Annotated in this window: 21 protein-coding genes; 9 read left to right on the top strand and 12 right to left on the bottom strand. The window is 34.4% G+C overall.

From position 1 onward, the window contains the following. Nucleotides 1-19 precede the first annotated feature (19 nt). The 6 genes from AEA09_RS12160 to AEA09_RS12135 form a co-directional block, all read right to left on the bottom strand. Nucleotides 20-1,462: a HAMP domain-containing sensor histidine kinase gene (locus tag AEA09_RS12160; protein ID WP_053584095.1), complete on the bottom strand. Its 1,443-nt coding sequence runs from the start codon at nt 1,460-1,462 to the stop codon at nt 20-22. Nucleotides 1,463-1,471: 9 nt separating this feature from the next. Further along, on the bottom strand, nt 1,472-2,179 hold the full coding sequence (locus tag AEA09_RS12155) for a response regulator transcription factor (RefSeq protein ID WP_053584094.1): 708 nt from the start codon (nt 2,177-2,179) through the stop codon (nt 1,472-1,474). Nucleotides 2,180-2,237: 58 nt separating this feature from the next. Beyond that, complete coding sequence (locus AEA09_RS12150; protein ID WP_053584093.1) at nt 2,238-2,939, bottom strand: hypothetical protein; 702 nt, start codon at nt 2,937-2,939, stop codon at nt 2,238-2,240. 17 nt (nt 2,940-2,956) lie between these two features. Then, entirely contained in the window at nt 2,957-3,835 is an 879-nt protein-coding gene (locus AEA09_RS12145; protein ID WP_053584092.1) for an ABC transporter ATP-binding protein, read from the bottom strand. Between the two features lie 237 nt (nt 3,836-4,072). Beyond that, complete coding sequence (locus AEA09_RS12140; RefSeq protein WP_053584091.1) at nt 4,073-5,089, bottom strand: ABC transporter permease; 1,017 nt, start codon at nt 5,087-5,089, stop codon at nt 4,073-4,075. After that, complete coding sequence (locus tag AEA09_RS12135) at nt 5,086-5,814, bottom strand: ABC transporter ATP-binding protein (RefSeq protein ID WP_053584090.1); 729 nt, start codon at nt 5,812-5,814, stop codon at nt 5,086-5,088. The genes AEA09_RS12140 and AEA09_RS12135 overlap by 4 nt, the downstream gene beginning before the upstream one ends. Nucleotides 5,815-5,929: 115 nt before the next feature. Between AEA09_RS12135 and AEA09_RS12130 the strand changes: the two genes are divergently transcribed. Next, a complete protein-coding gene (locus AEA09_RS12130; protein ID WP_053584089.1) occupies nt 5,930-6,523 on the top strand; it encodes a TetR/AcrR family transcriptional regulator in 594 nt (197 codons plus the stop codon). Nucleotides 6,524-6,732: 209 nt separating this feature from the next. Here AEA09_RS12130 and AEA09_RS12125 read toward each other — a convergent pair whose 3' ends face one another. Both AEA09_RS12125 and AEA09_RS12120 read right to left on the bottom strand, forming a co-directional pair. Continuing rightward, on the bottom strand, nt 6,733-7,941 hold the full coding sequence (locus AEA09_RS12125) for an MFS transporter (protein WP_053584088.1): 1,209 nt from the start codon (nt 7,939-7,941) through the stop codon (nt 6,733-6,735). 381 nt (nt 7,942-8,322) lie between these two features. Continuing rightward, nucleotides 8,323-9,231: a hypothetical protein gene (locus AEA09_RS12120; protein ID WP_053584087.1), complete on the bottom strand. Its 909-nt coding sequence runs from the start codon at nt 9,229-9,231 to the stop codon at nt 8,323-8,325. Nucleotides 9,232-9,661: 430 nt separating this feature from the next. On the opposite strand from AEA09_RS12120, the gene AEA09_RS12115 reads away from it, so the two are divergent. After that, complete coding sequence (locus AEA09_RS12115; protein ID WP_053584086.1) at nt 9,662-9,844, top strand: hypothetical protein; 183 nt, start codon at nt 9,662-9,664, stop codon at nt 9,842-9,844. A 218-nt stretch (nt 9,845-10,062) separates the two neighbouring features. On the opposite strand, the gene AEA09_RS12110 is transcribed toward AEA09_RS12115, so the two are convergent. Both AEA09_RS12110 and AEA09_RS12105 read right to left on the bottom strand, forming a co-directional pair. Continuing rightward, the gene (locus AEA09_RS12110; protein WP_053584085.1) at nt 10,063-10,923 is read right to left on the bottom strand and encodes a YitT family protein; all 861 of its coding nucleotides are present in this window, start codon (nt 10,921-10,923) and stop codon (nt 10,063-10,065) included. Nucleotides 10,924-11,043: 120 nt separating this feature from the next. Then, complete coding sequence (locus AEA09_RS12105; protein ID WP_053584084.1) at nt 11,044-11,583, bottom strand: helix-turn-helix domain-containing protein; 540 nt, start codon at nt 11,581-11,583, stop codon at nt 11,044-11,046. A 187-nt stretch (nt 11,584-11,770) separates the two neighbouring features. Here AEA09_RS12105 and AEA09_RS12100 point away from each other — a divergent pair, with 187 nt between their 5' ends. From AEA09_RS12100 to AEA09_RS12085, 4 genes are read left to right on the top strand one after another with little or no spacing between them, the layout of a single operon-like run. Beyond that, nucleotides 11,771-12,025 carry a PLD nuclease N-terminal domain-containing protein gene (locus tag AEA09_RS12100; RefSeq protein ID WP_053584083.1) on the top strand — a complete coding sequence of 85 codons (255 nt, stop codon included), beginning with the start codon at nt 11,771-11,773 and terminating at the stop codon, nt 12,023-12,025. Then, complete coding sequence (locus AEA09_RS12095; RefSeq protein WP_053584082.1) at nt 12,006-12,914, top strand: ABC transporter ATP-binding protein; 909 nt, start codon at nt 12,006-12,008, stop codon at nt 12,912-12,914. Before AEA09_RS12100 ends, AEA09_RS12095 begins: the two co-directional genes overlap by 20 nt. Next, the gene (locus AEA09_RS12090; RefSeq protein WP_053584081.1) at nt 12,911-13,690 is read left to right on the top strand and encodes an ABC transporter permease; all 780 of its coding nucleotides are present in this window, start codon (nt 12,911-12,913) and stop codon (nt 13,688-13,690) included. Before AEA09_RS12095 ends, AEA09_RS12090 begins: the two co-directional genes overlap by 4 nt. A 31-nt stretch (nt 13,691-13,721) precedes the next feature. After that, entirely contained in the window at nt 13,722-14,102 is a 381-nt protein-coding gene (locus tag AEA09_RS12085; protein ID WP_053584080.1) for a GntR family transcriptional regulator, read from the top strand. A gap of 314 nt (nt 14,103-14,416) precedes the next feature. Here the strand turns inward: AEA09_RS12085 and AEA09_RS12080 are convergent, their stop codons facing one another. Continuing rightward, entirely contained in the window at nt 14,417-15,124 is a 708-nt protein-coding gene (locus AEA09_RS12080; protein ID WP_053584079.1) for a class I SAM-dependent methyltransferase, read from the bottom strand. 299 nt (nt 15,125-15,423) lie between these two features. Between AEA09_RS12080 and AEA09_RS12075 the strand changes: the two genes are divergently transcribed. From AEA09_RS12075 to AEA09_RS12065, 3 genes are read left to right on the top strand one after another with little or no spacing between them, the layout of a single operon-like run. Continuing rightward, nucleotides 15,424-15,693: a helix-turn-helix transcriptional regulator gene (locus tag AEA09_RS12075; RefSeq protein ID WP_342667627.1), complete on the top strand. Its 270-nt coding sequence runs from the start codon at nt 15,424-15,426 to the stop codon at nt 15,691-15,693. Further along, nucleotides 15,690-16,052, top strand: a complete 363-nt coding sequence (locus tag AEA09_RS12070; protein WP_053584078.1) for a hypothetical protein — start codon at nt 15,690-15,692, stop codon at nt 16,050-16,052. The genes AEA09_RS12075 and AEA09_RS12070 overlap by 4 nt, the downstream gene beginning before the upstream one ends. Before the next feature lie 13 nt (nt 16,053-16,065). Then, nucleotides 16,066-16,344, top strand: a complete 279-nt coding sequence (locus tag AEA09_RS12065) for a DUF3784 domain-containing protein (protein WP_053584077.1) — start codon at nt 16,066-16,068, stop codon at nt 16,342-16,344. 78 nt (nt 16,345-16,422) lie between these two features. On the opposite strand, the gene AEA09_RS12060 is transcribed toward AEA09_RS12065, so the two are convergent. Continuing rightward, entirely contained in the window at nt 16,423-17,814 is a 1,392-nt protein-coding gene (locus AEA09_RS12060) for a hypothetical protein (protein WP_053584076.1), read from the bottom strand. Nucleotides 17,815-17,891: the final 77 nt, after the last annotated feature.

Raw genomic sequence — 17,891 nt, 5'->3', positions numbered from 1 at the left:
TCGAAATATTAATAAAGTATTAACAAATAGGGAGCAGTAGCGTAAAGGTTGTTCCTTCATTTTGTTTACTTTTGAATGATATGGAACCATTATGAGCCTCCATAATATGCTTGCAAATGGATAATCCGAGGCCAGCACCTTCATTTTTAATGATTGTTTCATCTGTAGGATGAGCACCTCTAAAATAACGTTCAAAAATAAAAGGCATATCTTGTGGAAGCATACCTTTCCCTGTATCCGACACAATAATTTTTAGTGTTTGCTGTTCAACAGTGATGGAGATTGTTATGGAGTCTCCATAAGATGTATGTTTAAGCGAATTTGTAATGAGATTCGCAATAACTTGTTCTAAGCGATGTTCATCAACTTGGATTAGGACATTCGGAATTTCTGTCGGCGCTATGAAGTGAATGCCGGTCGTTTGGACGTAATGACTAATCGGATGGATGATATTCGTAAGTACTTTTTTACTGTACTGTTCTTTTAAGGTGACAGGAATATGGCCAAGTTCTTTTAACGAATGGATCAATAAATCATCGAGGAGTCTCGACATTTTTTCGGTATTGGTTTGCATCACATTAATATAGGCCATTAGAGATTCCATATCAGGACAAATCCCTTCAGCAATCGCATCTAAATAGGCCTTTACTGTTGTCAGAGGGGTTTTAATATCATGTGAAATGCTAGAAACAAGTTTCTTTTGATTTTGATCCTGTTCAAGACGTTGCTTGTCTAGATTCATAATTTCGATGCGCATTTGTTCAAACACTGCGTATAATTCACCAATTTCATCGTTTTTCACAAAGTCATTTTTTTGTCCATAGTTGCCCTTTAAAATTTCTTCTGTACTCGTTTTTAGATTGCTAATAGGTATTAGCACGTCTTTTTTTGATTTATTTACAATAATACAGAAAAGGATTATTAGAATAATCGACAGGAGACTAATAACCAACATTATTAAATTGTTATTCGAGGTATCTGGCTTTTCTGGTAAAATCATATCTTTATGTAGAGTAAAGATAGCGTTACCTATTTGATTCTGTGTTTTTTCGTCTATAATAGGGAATGAGATTTTGTAAAATTCCGGTTCCACTTTTGAAGCTGATACATCATAATGAAGGTCATTTTTAATCTGAATATACGATGGACTATCTACATTTGTAGAATTAAAAATTACTCTACCGTCTAATTGAACAACTAATACACCTATTTTTTGGTCATTGCTCATTGTCTGAAGAGAATTTTGTAGATGCAAGTCCTGTTCCAAACTTTTATAGTGTTTCTCTATGTACAATTGTAAGTCGTTTACTTGTAGTCGAGTTTGATTGATAGCGTAGGGAGTTTTGGATTCAGCGTCGCTATCCAAACTATTAAAGAATAAATAACTGATACATCCAAGCATCAGCAATAAACAGACGATTGCTGCCAATAACCATTTTCTCAGCCAGTCTTTCACATACATAGTGTTCTCCTATTTAGTCGTTTTTGTATTAAACTTATAGCCAATTCCCCAAACAGTTTGTATATAAACAGGGGTAGATGGATTTTTTTCTATTTTTTCACGCAGCCTTCTAATGTAAACTGTTATCGTATTTTCATCGCCAAATGAATCGTATCCCCAAACAGCATCCAGTATCTGACTTTTTGAGAAGACTTGATTCTGATTTTTGATTAAAAAATATAATAATTCGAATTCCTTTGCGGATAGTTGAATTGGTTTTTGGTCTCGTATAAATGTATGTTCTATTTTATTTATCTCCATATTTTCAACCTGAATTATTTCTTTACTGTTAATTTGGCCTTGTAATAATCTATTTTGTTTACGTAAATGTGCATTAACTCTTGCTACAAGTTCGCTTAAAGAGAATGGTTTTGTCATATAATCATCCGCACCGAATCCTAATCCGAGTACTTTATCGGTATCACTGCCACGTGCACTTAATATAAGAATCGCAACATTGCTGTTCCCGCGAATTTGGCGACACAACTCGATGCCATCACAATCTGGGAGCGTCAAATCAAGGATAATAAAATCAGGATTATTATTCTCAATAGTATAAATAGCTTCCTTACCTGTTTCGGCAAGTAGTACTTCAAAATGATGCACACTTAAATAATCTCGAATAATAAATGCAATATCCTTTTCATCTTCAATAATTAAAACCTTGGAATTCTTCATTAAGAGCATCTAACTCCTTCATTACTAAATTTTAATTAATCAATCCCCATTACAAGTTTCATTTGCGCTTAGTGAATAAAAAGAAAATACCTATAACGAGGATGCTATACATAAAAATCCAAGTAAATTGCCAATAAAATAATCCAGGCATAGAAAGATTTTCATCTCCTGAATCCATCATTTCTAACGAAAGATAGACAGGTGGTAACAGCCAGATAAGACCTTTTATTTGTAGAATTACACTTTTTAAAGTGGTAATAGCTAGAGAGATAATTAGGGTGCTTAGTACACCCCACCAAGTATTCTGCTTGTTTTTAACAATGTCTCTTGTGAAAATAGCAGACAGTGCGATAGCTAAAAAGGAAAGACTAAAGTGAGATAGGAACCCCATCATAATATGTAATGGTTTTGGCTTTAAACCAAACGCATCAATAAGTATAGGGTAAGTGACTGACAAACAACTTAGGCACAAACCGGTAAGTACACAAAACATAAAAAGTACTAAATTGTACTCTTTTCTATTTTTTATGTGGAGTAAAGTTATAATCTTTTGATCCTCGTCTTCTGAGTGGAAAATCGTGATTGTAAACCAGCCCATAATAAAGAAAAGCACTATTGATGAAAAGGAGTAACTATCTAATATGGGGTTTGGCGTAAAAGTATAATTCACCACAAGGAATATGATAAAAATCGAAAATGGTGGAACATATCTATAGGTTCGTAGATAATTAATAAATTGATAGCGTAGTAAACCGCTCATTTTCATACCTCACTTATTTAGAATTGGTTGTAGAAATCCTCTTTTGCATGATTAATGGGCTGTAACTGTTTAATTGATGCATTTTTATGGAGGAGTTCTAATAAGATTTTGTCTGTATCCTCCAGTTTAATAATTACCTTTACTACATTAACTCTCTGATTTAATTGACTTGTTTGTACTATTTCAAAATAGGGATGTAGATCTTCAAAAGATTCTTGGATAGAGATTTCAAAAGTAAGTCTATTTCTATGTTGAGTGGTATTAAGTAATAAGTTATTTTGATTAACTTGATGATTGTTTATGAAAAAGATTTTATCTGCAATATTTTCAAGTAATTTAGTTTCGTGGCAAGATAAGATGATACTTAATCCTTTATCTTTCAATAACAAAAGGGTATCTTCTAAATTACTTTGTGCCTTAGGGTCCAGTCCAGATAAAGGCTCGTCCAGTATTAGAAGATTTGTTTCTTCAAGCAAGGCCTGCATAATCATGACTTTCTGTTTCATGCCCTTCGAAAAATCAGAAATCCTTGTTTTGCGAGAACCTTGCAAATTAAAAATATCAAGTAAGTAGTCTATTCTTGGTTGAAGTTGATTTTTAACCATACCTCTAATACATCCCATGTGAAATAGATACTCTTCAGGAGTAAACATTATAGTAGAAGGTGTTACTTCTGGTACGTAGCCAATTGTGAAAGGATGGATATGTTTATAGATTGTACCGCTGTCAGGATTAACTAAACCCCCAATTATTTTGAGGAGAGTACTCTTCCCAGAACCATTTTTCCCTACTAATGCTACAACCTGATGAGCAAATAACGAAAATGAAATATCTTCGAGAATGGTCTTGCCTTTATACTGTTTAGTAATGTTCTTTATATCCACTATTGTTTTCATGTATGCCTATCCTTTATTAAGTATTTGTAAGCTCGGCGAAATGAATTGTAAAAAAGGAAAACTTATTTATCAATGCAAAAATTGATGATAGCTAATCATATGTTATCCTTAAAAGTATTATAAAGTAATTTTAATTCTATCGCTTTCAATATATGGTTTATTTTTCTATTTAATTGTAACAAAAAAGTCCCGCTAAGTAATTTTTAGCAGGACCTTCAATTCTATAGATTTAAACGATTACAACGATCGATATTTTTTTAAGCTTATAATATTTAAGGTAATAAATACGAGCGCGAAGGAGGCTAGTATACCTAAATTTGTTGCAATGTCACTAAATGTATATCCCTTGTACATTACGCCATTGAGAGCATCTGCTGCGTAAAACATAGGCATAATCCGACCAATATTTTGTAACCAATCGACCATATTATCAAGTGGGAAAATACCTGAAAAGAATGCTTGTGGCACGATGACCAGAGGGATGAACTGCATCATTTGAAACTCTGATGCGGCGAAACTTGATAATAAGGCCCCTAATGATAAAGAAACAAGTGCCACTAACATATTCGTGAGTAATACGAGCCAGATGGAACCGACATGTACAATATCTAGCACATAGATACCAAACACTACAATAATAATCGTTTGAATAATCGCAAATAGCCCATAACCAATCATATAGCCAGCGACAATTTCGTAACGTTTAATAGGTGTAGCTAGTAAGCGTTCTAATGTGCCAGAAGTTCGTTCTTTTAATAGGGCAATGCCAGAAATTAAAAAGACGAAAAAGAATACAAAAAAGCAAATGAGCATTGGGCTAAACGTATCGAAAAGTGCTGTATTTTCATCACCATACACATAAGAAGTTGAGAATTTCATTGTTGTTGCGTTATCCGGTTGCATCGCTTGTGAAAGTTTCATCTTTACGGCTTTAGCTGTGGAAGGACTGTCGTTAAGTAACGTAAGCTCGAATTGATTTTGTTGAATATCTAACCAACCATCATATTCATTAGCCATCAAATCTTCTTTTGAAAAATTTTCTTTTTCAATTACATGAAAATCTACAGCTTGAAGTTTATCAATAAGTTGACTGTTACCATTTGATACAACAAGCGACAACTCAGACTCATCACTATTAAAAATAAAATACATCAAAGAAAGTATAACTAACGGTGCTATAAAAAGTAGTGCAAGCGTACGTTTATCACGTCTCATTTGCTGCATGATTCTTGTTATTAGTGCGACGACTCTCAAATGATATCCCCCCCAGCCTTTAAAAATACCTCATCAAAGTCTTTTGCGCCATAACATGTTTTTAGCTCTTGGGGTGTTCCTTGCGCAATGATTTGACCGCCCCTAAGCATTGCTAATTGATCGCAACGTTCTGCTTCATCCATTGCATGTGTAGTTACCAAAATAGTTTTATGTTCTTGATCTTTCAAGCGAATGAGTTCCTGCCAAATCTCTTTTTTTAGTACTGGATCAATACCTACTGTAGGTTCATCTAAAATAAGAAGTTTAGGATTTTGAATTAATGCAATGGCTAGTGACAATCTTCGTTTCATACCTCCAGAGTAATTCATCACCTTTTCATTTAAATCCCCTGTTAAATGAACAAGGTTGGCAGCGTATTGAACGCGATTTATTCTTTCCGTTTTGGATAACCCATATAGTTTTGCAAACAAATTGATATTTTCCGCCCCTGTTAAATCTGTATAAAGGGCGTCAGACTGTGCCATATAGCCAATATCCATTAGTAGTTGTTTATGAGGGACAGTGTAGTTGAAGACGTGAATGCTTCCTTGGTCGGGCTTTAACATGCCCATAATCATTTTAATTAATGTTGTTTTCCCACAACCTGAAGGACCAAGTAAGCCAATCAGCTGACCTGTTGGTACTTCTAAGGAAAGCGGGGCAATGACTTGTTTATGTTTAAATCGTTTTTCAACTGCAGATAAAGTAATTGCTATATCTTCCACAATTTATCTCTCCTTTACTGAACAACGTGTTGAGTATACTGAAATTTTACGTTAGGATAAATGCAAATACAATCAACAAATTGATAATGAGTGTTAAGTGAAAAGGAGGGTATTGATGTCGGTTCATGAAAAGATGAATTATGAAACGAAGCAAGCCATCAAAAAAGCACTACTTACTCAAATTGAAGAAGTAGGCTTTCAACGGGTAACAGTGAAAAATTTAGCCCTTACAGCAAAGATTAACCGTGGAACATTTTATCTGCACTATGCTGATAAGTTTGAGGTGATGGAAGATTTACAACAGGAGTTATTAAATGCGTTACAGAGTTATATTGAAAAGGTGCAACCTGTAGAAGCATTTCATACTTTGCAAACGGGGCAACTTTACCATCCCTTTATTGTTGTCATTCAGTTTATTAAAGAGCATGCAAAAGCCTTTCGAATCATTTTATCCGAGCAGGGTAGTCCAACCTTTAGTAAAAAAATGAAAGATGTTTTCAGTAATCATATATTGAAAAATCTTACTTTAAGTCAGACAGAAGTGCTAGATCCTATTTTTGAAAAATATTTACAAGCATTTATTACTTCAGCGATTTTAGGCGTTATTCAAGAATGGCTAGAGGGGGAAGATGCTGATTTAAGCGTAGAAGAGATGGCGACTATCCATCTTCGAATAGTGCGTTTCATAAGTAATTTGAGCGATTTGTAAGAATGGTGGAGATTCCGAAAAAAATAAGACTGTTTTCTCAAAGATTGTTGCTTCTCGTTTGGCTATCTTCTTTAACAAAAAAAACACCATTTATACAATAAGTTTAATAAAATAAGACCATCAAAAATGATGGTCCTACTTCACAACTATCACACAGTCATAAAAAAAACAAAGGTCATTGTAGCTAACAAAATCCTTCATCTTTAATGTTATTGTTCCATAACATTTCTAACAAACAATTGCTTATTTTTATGAGCAATTGTACTTACTATCGCAAGTAATAGCCCCGAAATAACGAATACAATTCTGATTCCTAACAAATCTGCCAATACTCCCATAACAAGAGAGCCCACGCCAAAAATCCCAGTTCCGATAGCACCTAATGAGGTATAAACAGTTGACAACTGTTCTTTTGAAACACTAGTTTGTATAACCGCTTGTTGAGGAATGTATTTTATTTGTCCAAAAAGTCCTACACAAAGCGATAAAAATAAGGAAATTATTGGAATGCTGTTTAGACTAAATAATAATGTGAATAAGAAACTTGCGAATGAACCGACAAAAATAAAGGTTCCTAATTTCTTTTCAACAAAAGTAGAAAATTTAATACAATAAACACTTCCTAAAATCAGACCTAAAAAGAAAGCTCCATTGATAAATCCCCACCATTTTTCATCAACGTTCAAAGCATCGTTGACAAACACATATAAAATAGCAGCTATCCAAACCGTTCCTGCAATTGTTTCCAAAAATTCTATCCAAGCAATCCTTCTTAATACCGGAGTGTTAGAAAGAGTTCTCCATCCCTCTTTAATCTTTTCTAGTTTTCCTTTTAGCTCGGTTGTTTTATGATTTACACTTTCTAAAAGACAAAGTAAGATGCTTGCAATTACAAATAAACATCCAACTAACCAAACAAGTTGTTGAGAACTCATAATAATTAGTAATGAACTTCCTACGAACCACATACCTGCTTGTATAACCTGCGTAATAGTTTCTGCAATTCCATTAGCTTGAATCAGATGGTCAGGTTTTACATAGTATGGAATCAATGTCTGTCTTAATGGATTTGCACAACCGTCAAAAAAAGCAATCAATCCTATTATTAAAAAGATAAAATAATAATTAGATGCTGTTATACCAATTAACATAAACCCTAGAATAAGGAGTAAAATCGTTTTTCCAATTTGTGACCCAACAATTAACCATTTAAGATTTACTTTCTCAACCAAAAGAGGTGTCAGCAGACTGGATATAAACATAGAAGAAGCGATCGTAAATGGCACAAACGATGCTGCAATTGCAGAACCTGTTAATACAAAAATTGTACTTATAACACTGACTATATATAATACATCGCCTATATTAGCGAGTGACTGACCTATTAGTAATAAAGAAAAATTTCTATTCAATTTCATTATATATCCCCCGATATTTCATTTGAATTTTGGCTTAATAGGGGAATATTAGATTGGACTATTCATTAAAATTTAACTCCTATCATTTATCGGACAAATCTGGGGGATTTAGATTTATCACAAGTTTTGTATCATCATAATATTTATATAAATTATAGTATTATTCTAACACCTAAAATGATTCTTAGCTTTTTTTTCAAAATATTACATTCCCTTAGTAAGTGAAAAATATCAAAGGGAAATGAGTATCCATAAATTATTTTCCTTACGATTCTTTTATTTAGTATCGTTAGTTGAAGAGCAACAATCTTTACGAAAACAGCCGAAAATAAAACCAGCAATGCTCCAAACCATTCGATTGAGAGGTTGCTGGTTACTTATTTATTCGTAATACTCAATTAATGCTACTTCTAAGCGATTTGTTAGATGCTTCGATATATAGTCTTCAACAAATTGTTCTTTCTCTAGTTCAATTTGTGAAGAACGGAAGTATTTGGCGAAAAAGCCCGATTTTTTTTGAGTAGAAAATTGCTGTAACGCTTCTGTTCTTAAAGCAGAAGCAATTTCATTTTCAATAAAACGTTCACGGACTTTTATAACAACATCCTTCGCATTAACCTCTTTTAACTCGGTGATTTGCTTTTGCAGTCTTTCATTTTCATATTTTAATTTATTTGTTTCTTTTTGAATTTCTATGATTTGGTTGTTTGATTCAGAGGCTTGTACTAGCATATTTTGCGTGAGGAAATCTTTGTTCAAAGCAATTTGCAAAGTGCCACTCTCATCTTCCTGTTCCAAGTTAAATAGCCCAGTCTGCATCATTTGCTGTAACACATTACCTAACATATCTACTTTATTTGCTAACTCATTTGAAGGTGCAATATCTGTTGTAGCAGCTAGTTGTTGGTCGATAAAACGGCCATATTCGTCCATGCCAAGAAGCAGTTTAAGCCCATTCACACGGTGCTCATCTTTGAGTAATAAAATCATACGAAGTTTTAAAATAGCTGGTAAATTTAAGCGAATAGCAGTGGTAGTTTTTGAATTAACTTTTGTGTCATCAAAAATATAAAGTTCGAATGGTTTAATGTAATAACGTAATTTCCTCTCAGTAATATCAAACCAACTTGAAACCTCTGCTGTTGAGTAATACTTTTTTTCGGAAATGTCGCTTAAATAAGGATCACGGTAAAGTACTTCCTCAAGAGGGGTGTCTCGTATAACAGCAAATAATGGGTCATGCTGGATTATTCCGAATATCATTTCTTTTGCATCATGTGTTTCAATCATATCCTTCACACTCCGTTTTAAATTATTTTAGTTCACGCGAATTTTCGGAATACTTCTCTATTAGATTCCTATTCATTTTTTAGCAATTGTATGCGTATTTTTATGAAGTAAATAATTTTAGGAGCGGTAAATTTTAATAGAATTGAAAAATATAGAATTTTTCTCTAGTTGTAATCGGAAGCACATTTCCATGACCACTGTTACATATTGTAATAGGAGTGGAATTATGTTATGAATAAAAGCGATGAGATCTGCCTTTTTCTAGTACAGTAAAAAACTGAGTGTATAGGAAATGTTGAGTGTGACCGAAGAAATTCTTCAGCATACTAATGGTACTTCGATCGTCAATAGGGTGACTTTTAGGAATAATAGAAAGCTTACCTCAACAGGGCAATCGGCGTATTATGTAAAAATTGAAGGAGTGTTGCACATGAATCAACTAGTAGTCGAATATTATGAAAATATTTTCAAAAACGAAATTATGCTAAAGCAATTAGATGGTGCCACCAAAACATTAAAAGAGCTAGTAGCAGAATTTGTTCAACGAGATGAAGCCCATCTTTCTGATATTCATACAGCATATTCGAATGTCAAAAAAGAAATAATCGGATAAAAATAAATAAAAACGAGCAATCCTCAAAAAAAGGATTGCTCGTTTTTATTTGCCCATCGCTAAAATGCAAGTGTGACAAAGTACAAAGCCTATTGTAACAGTGAATGGCGTAAATAGCGAGTAATAGTTAATACTTGTTCACCCATTGTGAAAGGTAGTTATTTCGAAAAATTTAAAGGCGGTCATCAATCGTGGATAAGATGAAGCTTTAAAATTTTTTAGTGAATATCTCGTTTTTTGAAGCTACCGCCACGTACTTCTGATACGTCGGAAATAACGACAAAAGCACCAGGATCTATATCTTTAATAATGGAGACTAGCTTATTTTCCTCCATTCGGTTAATAACGCAGTCTAAAATTTCTGTGGATTCGTTAGAAAAACCACCTCGGCCTTGTGAGTACGTAACACCACGACCTAAACGTGATTGAATGGCGTCTCCAATTTCTTCTGATTTACGACTGACAACACGAACAGACTTCGATTTTTCTAAACCGACTTGAATAATATCAATGACATTTTTCGCAATGTAGTAGGTTAAAGCGGAGTATAATGCACTTTCGAGACCGAAGATAAAGCTTGCGCCGATAAAAATAAAGGCATTAATAAATAAAATAATATCGCCGACTGAAAATGGTATTTTACGCGAAAGTAAGACCGCTAAAACTTCAGAGCCATCCAAAGCTCCACCGTTACGTAATACGATCCCGATACCAACACCTAACAGAAGACCACCAGCTAATACGACTAATAAAGGATCTTCAGGTCCTAAAATTGTCTCAACATTGTGTAAAAGTACTGTCGAAATCGATAAAGCTGCAATCCCTACAATACTCATAATCGCAAATGTTTTTCCGACTTGTTTGTAGCCTAAATAAACAAACGGAATATTTAACACAAACAGGAATACACCTAATGGAATACCAAATAAATGTGCTCCCATAATACTAATCCCTGTAACGCCACCGTCAATAACGGCGTTTGGAATTAACACAGCTTCTAGTCCGTAAGCTGTGATGACTGCACCAATGATAATCATTATAGCTCTTATAATTTTTTCTAATAATTTTTGATTCTTCATTCATCTTCTCCATTTCTTTTTAAAACATTAAATAGTTCTGTTTTTAAACTAATCGGTTATCCGTGCTCTTATAAATTTAACATGATTTATGTGTATATGTCTTTTTAGAGCCTCTACAATTTATGATCTTGGAATAATGTTTATAGCAAAAGTTTTCGTTTCAGTTTCTTCATTTTGGTTGCCCATTTTATAAAATTTAGTCACTAAATTGTTTAACTCATTTTGAAATTGTATGAATTGTTCGTTGGATAAAGACAACTCTACTAATGAAAAAGTTGCGGTATCTTCGGTAGACTCCTTTTCCTCAAGTGAAGTTAAATAGTTTTGATATTGGGATAATAACATTAATTGATAATAGGAAATATAGTTTAGCTTTTGCTCCTTGGATAGACGCTGCCAATCCTCCTGGTCTAATAGTGACGCATCCCCATTTAACGAATAAAATTTCTCAGTAACAGAGCGTACTTTTCGTTCCTTTACTATTTTTATGACATTTGTATCCATTAAAATTTGAATATGCCGATATAATGTGGCTTGAGGGACATCCTTAATAATCGAAATCAACTCTAATGTGCTTAAGCCATCTTCTTTCTGTGGAATAAGTGCCTGTATAATTTTCATTCTCACAGGATGCATTAAAACCTCTGCTTTATTGCGCATAATTAGTTCCTCCAATATGTTTTTTTGTTGAGTCATCAATGATAAACATAAATTGTTATTTAAAATGAGAACATTATCAAAAAATATAATATAAATTTAAACAGATGTATAGTGAAAAAAAGAGGTGAAATAATTTTCCATATCTGTTATCGTTATCGATAATGATAACGAAAGAGGGTAACTAGTTATGAAATTGCATTATGGTTTTGATGAAATCAGTCAAATAAATTGGGGGAGCATACTACCAATAATTGTCCCTTTTCTACTCGTTGGATTTTTACTAATACTGATTGCTTTAGTGGATTTATATCGTCATCGCGCAACAAGAGAAAACGTACTTCTCTGGACGATTGTTATTGTATTTTTTAATACACTTGGACCAATCTTATACTTTGTGATTGGTAGAAAGGATGTCAACAAACATGCGATTAGAAATCAATAATGTTACCAAAAAGTTTAAGCATAAAACAGCAGTGGATCGTTTTTCAATGGTAATTGAGGTGAATGATTGTGTTGGTTTAATCGGGCCAAATGGTGCAGGGAAATCCACGTTAATTCAGATTATTGCAGATATTCTTAGTGCAGATGAAGGTTATATTCTTCTAGATGGACAAAAAATTTCCACTAAGAAAGATCAAATCGGTTATTTGCCTCAATATCCGAATTTTTACTCGTGGATGACAGCATTTGAGACCTTATTGTTCATGGGAAAACTCTCAGGAATCTCTAAGTCTCATTTACATAAAGATATTCCTCTTATCTTAGAAAAGGTAGGGTTGGAGAAAGAAGCACAGGCCAAGGTCGGAACATTTTCAGGGGGCATGAAGCAGCGATTGGGTATTGCACAAGCCTTACTACACAAACCAACTTTAATCATCATGGATGAACCTGTATCAGCACTAGATCCAATTGGGCGTAGGGAGGTATTGAATCTACTAAAAGAAATTAAAAAAGAAACGACGATTTTAATATCTACTCATATATTGGGCGATGCGGAAGAAATCTGTGAGCGTTTCGTTGTCATTAAAGACGGTCAGAAAATTGAAGACGCAACAAAAACGCAGCTACTTAATCGTAGTCAAGAATCCGCTATTTACTTAACGATTCGAAAAGAAGATTATGAATGGCTAAACCAAGTAGAAAATTTGCCGTATGTGAAGGGAATTGAAAACTTTGGAGATGGATTTAAAATAAGTGTGCAACAAATGGAAGACGATGCATATCGATTACTCCAACATGGTATGGATCGGAAAATCGGATTTAAAAAGTTCGAGATAGGGGTTAGGGAAAGTCTTGAAGAGATATTCTTAGCATTGGTGGTGAAGGTATGAATAATTTTGCGGTATTAAGTAAAAAAGAATTTGATCAAATGATTCGTGAGTTGAAAATAATATGGCTTCCGGTTGTTTTTATGCTGTTAGGACTTATGCAACCAATCTCGATGTATTATTTACCCGTTATTTTAGAGAAGCTTGGGGGCGTAGAAGGAATACTTATTGATCCGACGATGGCGAGACCTGATGGGAGTGAAGTACTAGCATCAACGTTGGGCTCACAGTTTGATCAGTTAGGTATTATCATCCTTGTTGTTGCTGCCATGAGTGTCATTCAAGCTGAAAAAGTAAATGGGATGTTGGCATTTATTTTAACGAGACCCGTGTCTATTTCTTCTTATATCGGAAGTAAGATTATGACTCATTATTTTTTGGCGATTTTTTCTATAGCGATTGGTTATGCCGTGTCATATGGTTATACAGCGTATTTATTTACATCCGTACCAATTCCACAAGCTATATTAGCATTTGTCTTGTACTGTATTTGGTTGTTATTCCTAATTACTTTAGTAACCATGTTGAGTACGTTTTTTAATAGCCCTGCGTTTATTGCGTTAGTAGGGATTGTGGTGCTTTTACTATGCCGGATGACTGCTGGTTTACATCCGTTAATAGGCGCCTTAAATCCTGCAGGTGTTAGTCTACGTGCCACAAGTGTTTTAGCCACAGGTAGTATGGGGGATTGGTGGGAAGTCAATATTATAGCGACACTTCTTATAATATTAGGAATGGCACTTATAATACATTATTGGATTGCAAAAAAGAAATTTTAAATGAAAAATACGAGGGGATGGGTGAATTAAATTGAAAATATCTCTAAATATGAATAGCCAAATTCCCCTTTATCAGCAACTAGTTCAGCAAATTATTTTAGAAATCGCTATAGGGAATTTACGATGTGGCGACCAATTGCCTTCTATTCGTGATATGGCTAAGCAAACAAAAATACATTTACATACGGTTCATAAAAGCTACAAGGAACTTCAAAAAAAGGGCCTTATAACAATGAAACCTAACAGTAGAGCCTTTATTTTGGCAAAAAAATCAGGATCTATAGACGATATTGAACTACAACAAATTTCGTGTAATCTGGAGCAATTGCTAGTAGAGGCATATGTGAAGGGAATCAGCGAGGAACAACTACGACAGATACTTAATCAGATTTCAAAAAAACATTTCTTATAAAGTAATGTAATTTAACAGGTGTGTTGATTAACCGAATTTAACCATTTCTGTTAAAATGGGAAGTTGATTTCCGCTACGGGTAGCTCGCTTTCCGCGGGCAAGCACCGAGCCGCTTCCTTCGCTATGCTCAGTCCAGGGTCTCGGTTAGCTTGTATTTCCCGCAGGAGTCGAGCACCCTTCGCTACAATCAAGAAAAAATTTAGTATTGAGTATAAAAACAACCAATTTACAGGTGAATAACAACCTAATATTTCCCTAATCAACACATCTGGTAATTTAAAGTAGATGACTCCAGATTGGAAGTCATCTCTTTGCTATTTTCCTTTTATGATTTTCAACATTGAATTTGCATGTTTCTGAAATTCATTCGATACTTTAATTTCTTGCACAGTACAGCCAATATCAGCTAGAAAACATATTAATTTATCTAAATGTTTGTATCGTTTGCCTTCCAAATCAACTAAAGGAAAAATTTGGATTTCTTCGTTAGTCACCCGTAATAATTCTTTTATTGTTTCAACATGAAAATTATAATCCAATCGATCAGCGTAGGAAAATAGGAAATGTGCTGAAAGAATAATGTCAAATTCTCCATCCTCAAATGGAAAGGAAGGAAGTGTCACTGGCACATAACGACCATTCGACCTTGCCATATCCGTTGTACAATTTTCTAGAGCACTTTGACGGTGTTTTCGTAAATCCTTTACATCATTATAATAATCCCATACAAAAATATTCTTCGCTTTTTCCATATGCTTCATCGTATATGTAATGTCTTGAAGTCCTTTAATTTTCAAATCTTCCGCAGCATGATAGTAGGCAATGTCACATGCCGTAATATCAAAGCCGAATGTGTTGCCAACAGCTGTAAAAGAACAAGCCCCGGCTGGACAATCAAGAATTTTCTTGCCCTCCAAATCTTCTTGCGAGAGGAGAAACATATCTAGATACTCCTCAAAAGTTCTCCCGATAAATACAATTCTTTCTAAATCTAATTTTGTGCTCTGCTCTACTTTGCTCAACTAAGCTCACCTCATAACATAAGAATTACATATATCTTAACATCGATTTGGTAATATTAACCTTTTAATTTGGCTGAGGTAAGAGAATTGCAATTTTTACTGGTTTTGCAAAAGTTCCAACATGAATAAGGAAGTAAAAATTTAAAATAATATGAGTGGAAAACGACTTGTACTACTAGACAAGTTGTTTTTTGTTGCTTTAAATTTTTATAAAAGTAATATATATGTGACAATAGTAATTTATATGTTACAATTAAAACGAACGTTGGGTGAGCAATTACAACAAAAGGTTAATTAAAATGGTCGAAATAACTGAAGTATTTAAAATGCATGAGAGAGGAGCATTTTTATTGAAGGATGTTCAAGTAAAAAACTGTGTCAAGTTAATAAGAATTGAACAAGGGAACATGACGCAAGGTGAGTTAGCAAAAATGATTGGTGTGACGAGACAGACGATGAATTTAATCGAAGCTCAGAAATATAATCCAACGATCAAAGTGTGTTTATTAATCGCAGCAGCACTACACACATCAATTGACAAATTATTTTGGATGGAGGATGAGGAATGAATAAGATTTTTACGTATATACCAATTGGGTTACTAGTGCTTGTTTCATTTGGCTTAGAAAGCTCTTGGCTGAAGTGGCTATTACTAGGTATAGCGTCAATCGCCATAGTATTTGCTAAATATTATCGGGTTCACATGCAAGATGAAGATATTGAGTTTGATGAAAGAGTAAATGCAAATATATCAAAATGGTCCTTACGTACAATGATACTCTTGAATGCAGTGTTAATACTTGTTTTATTGATAAATAATAAAGGGCTATTGCCGGTGGATTTAGATTTACAAATGCTATTAATCTACCTACTACTAACTTTGTTTATTCCGTTTTATATAGTACCGACAATTATCAAAAAACTTTAAGGGGATGGATATTATGGATGCGAGCTTACTAATCATTGGAGTGATTTTACTAGCTTTAGGTTATTTAATCGGCGTAAAAAAACAAACTTGGCTACTATCTGGTTTTAATGAAAAAAGAGTAAAGGATAAAGTAAAGTTAGCTCATTTAGTTGGTGGCGCAAACGTGTTGCTAGGTAGTATTTTAATTATTGGCGCTGTAGTGGATGTAAAGTCAGTTGAATATTTAGTAATGCTAGTAGTTGGGGTAATGGTGAGTCTGGTGATTTTTGTGAATGTCAAAATGGTTGAATAATTTATCTATGTTTAATAGTAAACGTAAAACCCAGCGTATGTAAATTATTCTTACATACGCTGTTTTTTTATATATGGGTTATATTAAAAATACCGCAACGATGGTTGTGGCAATGAGCCCAATGAGTACGGGCAGTAAGTTACGGCGTGCGAGCTCAAATGGACTAACGTTACAAATTGCGGCAGCAGGAATTAGTGCCCAAGGAATTAACGTCCCCCCTCCAACCCAAATTGCTGTAATTTGTCCGAGTGCTGTTAATGTAGCGGTGCCCTCACCTATGGCATTACCGAACAAACTACCGACAGAACCTGCTAAAGATATGCCGGAAAATCCAGAACCATCTAATCCTGTAATGGCACCAACGATGGCTAAAGTAATAACCGCAATTTCTTTTGTTAAAGGAACAATCGCTGCTAAACCAACACCGAGGTCATTGACAATACCATGTGAAGCTTTTGGTAAAAAGTCACCAATGATTTGATTGAAACCTGAATCCCCTAAGTAAAAGAAAGCGGCAATTGGAATGACTGGTCCAAATACTTTAAAGCCAAATTGAAAACCTTGGATTAAATAACTTGTTGTCTTTTCAAGCCCTTCTTTTTTATGTGCAACTAGGGAAAGGATTAGTAAAATAAAGACTGCCGTTCCACCAATTAATGCGGTTGCATCCCCACCTTGTAATTTTAAAATGGACATCGCAACGACATCTGCTAAAAATGCAATAGGAATAAGTATGGCAAAAAAACGTTTTTGTCCTTTTGTGAGCAAATTCTCGACAGTCTCTTGCTCTTTTTCTTCATCGTTAGTACCGATCAATTCAAGAGTCCCACGCTTCATATCACGTCTTAGTAAAATATAGGCAACAATCGTCGTGACGAGCCCCATTGTAATAACAAGTGGTATACTTGCGCTAACAACATCTCCAACTGGAATCCCAGCTGCATCTGCCGTTAATTTTGGAGCCCCTTGAATGACAAAGTCACTCGATAAGGCAATACCGTGACCAAATAGGTTCATCGCCATCGCCACACCTAGAGCGGGTAAGCCGGCACGAATAGCTACGGGTAATAGAACTGCTCCTAAAAGTGCGACTGCTGGTGATGGCCAGAAGAACCAAGAGATGACCATCATTAAAATGCCAATCGTCCAATAGGCAAGTGTCGGTGTTTTAATGATTTTCGTAAAAGGTGCAACCATGACCTCATTAATACCTGATTTCATGAGCACCCGGCTCATCGCAACAATAATGGATATGATTAAGATGGTTGATAACAGCTCTGTAATGGCATAAATAAAGCTATTAAAAACACCACTAATCGAAGAAGTAATATCGCCCGTAGCGACAATAGCTATCATGAAAATACCGATAATACAAATGAGGGTAGTATCTCGACGTCTAACCATAAACCCAATAATCAATACAATAAATACAACATAAATCCAATGGAGAGCTGTTAATTCAATCCCCATAATTTTCCCCCTCAAAGTAGGTCTGATTATAGAATATGAGGGGAATTTTAGATGGTGATTAGTTTCAGAAATAAAAG

It is taken from the genome of Lysinibacillus contaminans (genome assembly GCF_001278945.1).
Taxonomy (GTDB): domain Bacteria; phylum Bacillota; class Bacilli; order Bacillales_A; family Planococcaceae; genus Lysinibacillus; species Lysinibacillus contaminans.
Note: the sequence above shows the minus strand (reverse complement) of the source record. Positions and strands in the feature narration are given on the sequence as shown.

Bases quoted from the DNA above. Each gene is read 5' to 3' on its own strand.
- AEA09_RS12160 (WP_053584095.1), bottom strand. From the start codon at position 1,462: ATGTATGTGAAAGACTGGCTGAGAAAATGGTTATTGGCAGCAATCGTC.
- AEA09_RS12155 (WP_053584094.1), bottom strand. From the start codon at position 2,179: ATGAAGAATTCCAAGGTTTTAATTATTGAAGATGAAAAGGATATTGCA.
- AEA09_RS12150 (WP_053584093.1), bottom strand. From the start codon at position 2,939: ATGAGCGGTTTACTACGCTATCAATTTATTAATTATCTACGAACCTAT.
- AEA09_RS12145 (WP_053584092.1), bottom strand. From the start codon at position 3,835: ATGAAAACAATAGTGGATATAAAGAACATTACTAAACAGTATAAAGGC.
- AEA09_RS12130 (WP_053584089.1), top strand. From the start codon at position 5,930: ATGTCGGTTCATGAAAAGATGAATTATGAAACGAAGCAAGCCATCAAA.
- AEA09_RS12125 (WP_053584088.1), bottom strand. From the start codon at position 7,941: ATGAAATTGAATAGAAATTTTTCTTTATTACTAATAGGTCAGTCACTC.
- AEA09_RS12120 (WP_053584087.1), bottom strand. From the start codon at position 9,231: ATGATTGAAACACATGATGCAAAAGAAATGATATTCGGAATAATCCAG.
- AEA09_RS12115 (WP_053584086.1), top strand. From the start codon at position 9,662: ATGAATCAACTAGTAGTCGAATATTATGAAAATATTTTCAAAAACGAA.
- AEA09_RS12110 (WP_053584085.1), bottom strand. From the start codon at position 10,923: ATGAAGAATCAAAAATTATTAGAAAAAATTATAAGAGCTATAATGATT.
- AEA09_RS12105 (WP_053584084.1), bottom strand. From the start codon at position 11,583: ATGCGCAATAAAGCAGAGGTTTTAATGCATCCTGTGAGAATGAAAATT.
- AEA09_RS12100 (WP_053584083.1), top strand. From the start codon at position 11,771: ATGAAATTGCATTATGGTTTTGATGAAATCAGTCAAATAAATTGGGGG.
- AEA09_RS12095 (WP_053584082.1), top strand. From the start codon at position 12,006: ATGCGATTAGAAATCAATAATGTTACCAAAAAGTTTAAGCATAAAACA.
- AEA09_RS12090 (WP_053584081.1), top strand. From the start codon at position 12,911: ATGAATAATTTTGCGGTATTAAGTAAAAAAGAATTTGATCAAATGATT.
- AEA09_RS12075 (WP_342667627.1), top strand. From the start codon at position 15,424: ATGGTCGAAATAACTGAAGTATTTAAAATGCATGAGAGAGGAGCATTT.
- AEA09_RS12070 (WP_053584078.1), top strand. From the start codon at position 15,690: ATGAATAAGATTTTTACGTATATACCAATTGGGTTACTAGTGCTTGTT.
- AEA09_RS12065 (WP_053584077.1), top strand. From the start codon at position 16,066: ATGGATGCGAGCTTACTAATCATTGGAGTGATTTTACTAGCTTTAGGT.
- AEA09_RS12060 (WP_053584076.1), bottom strand. From the start codon at position 17,814: ATGGGGATTGAATTAACAGCTCTCCATTGGATTTATGTTGTATTTATT.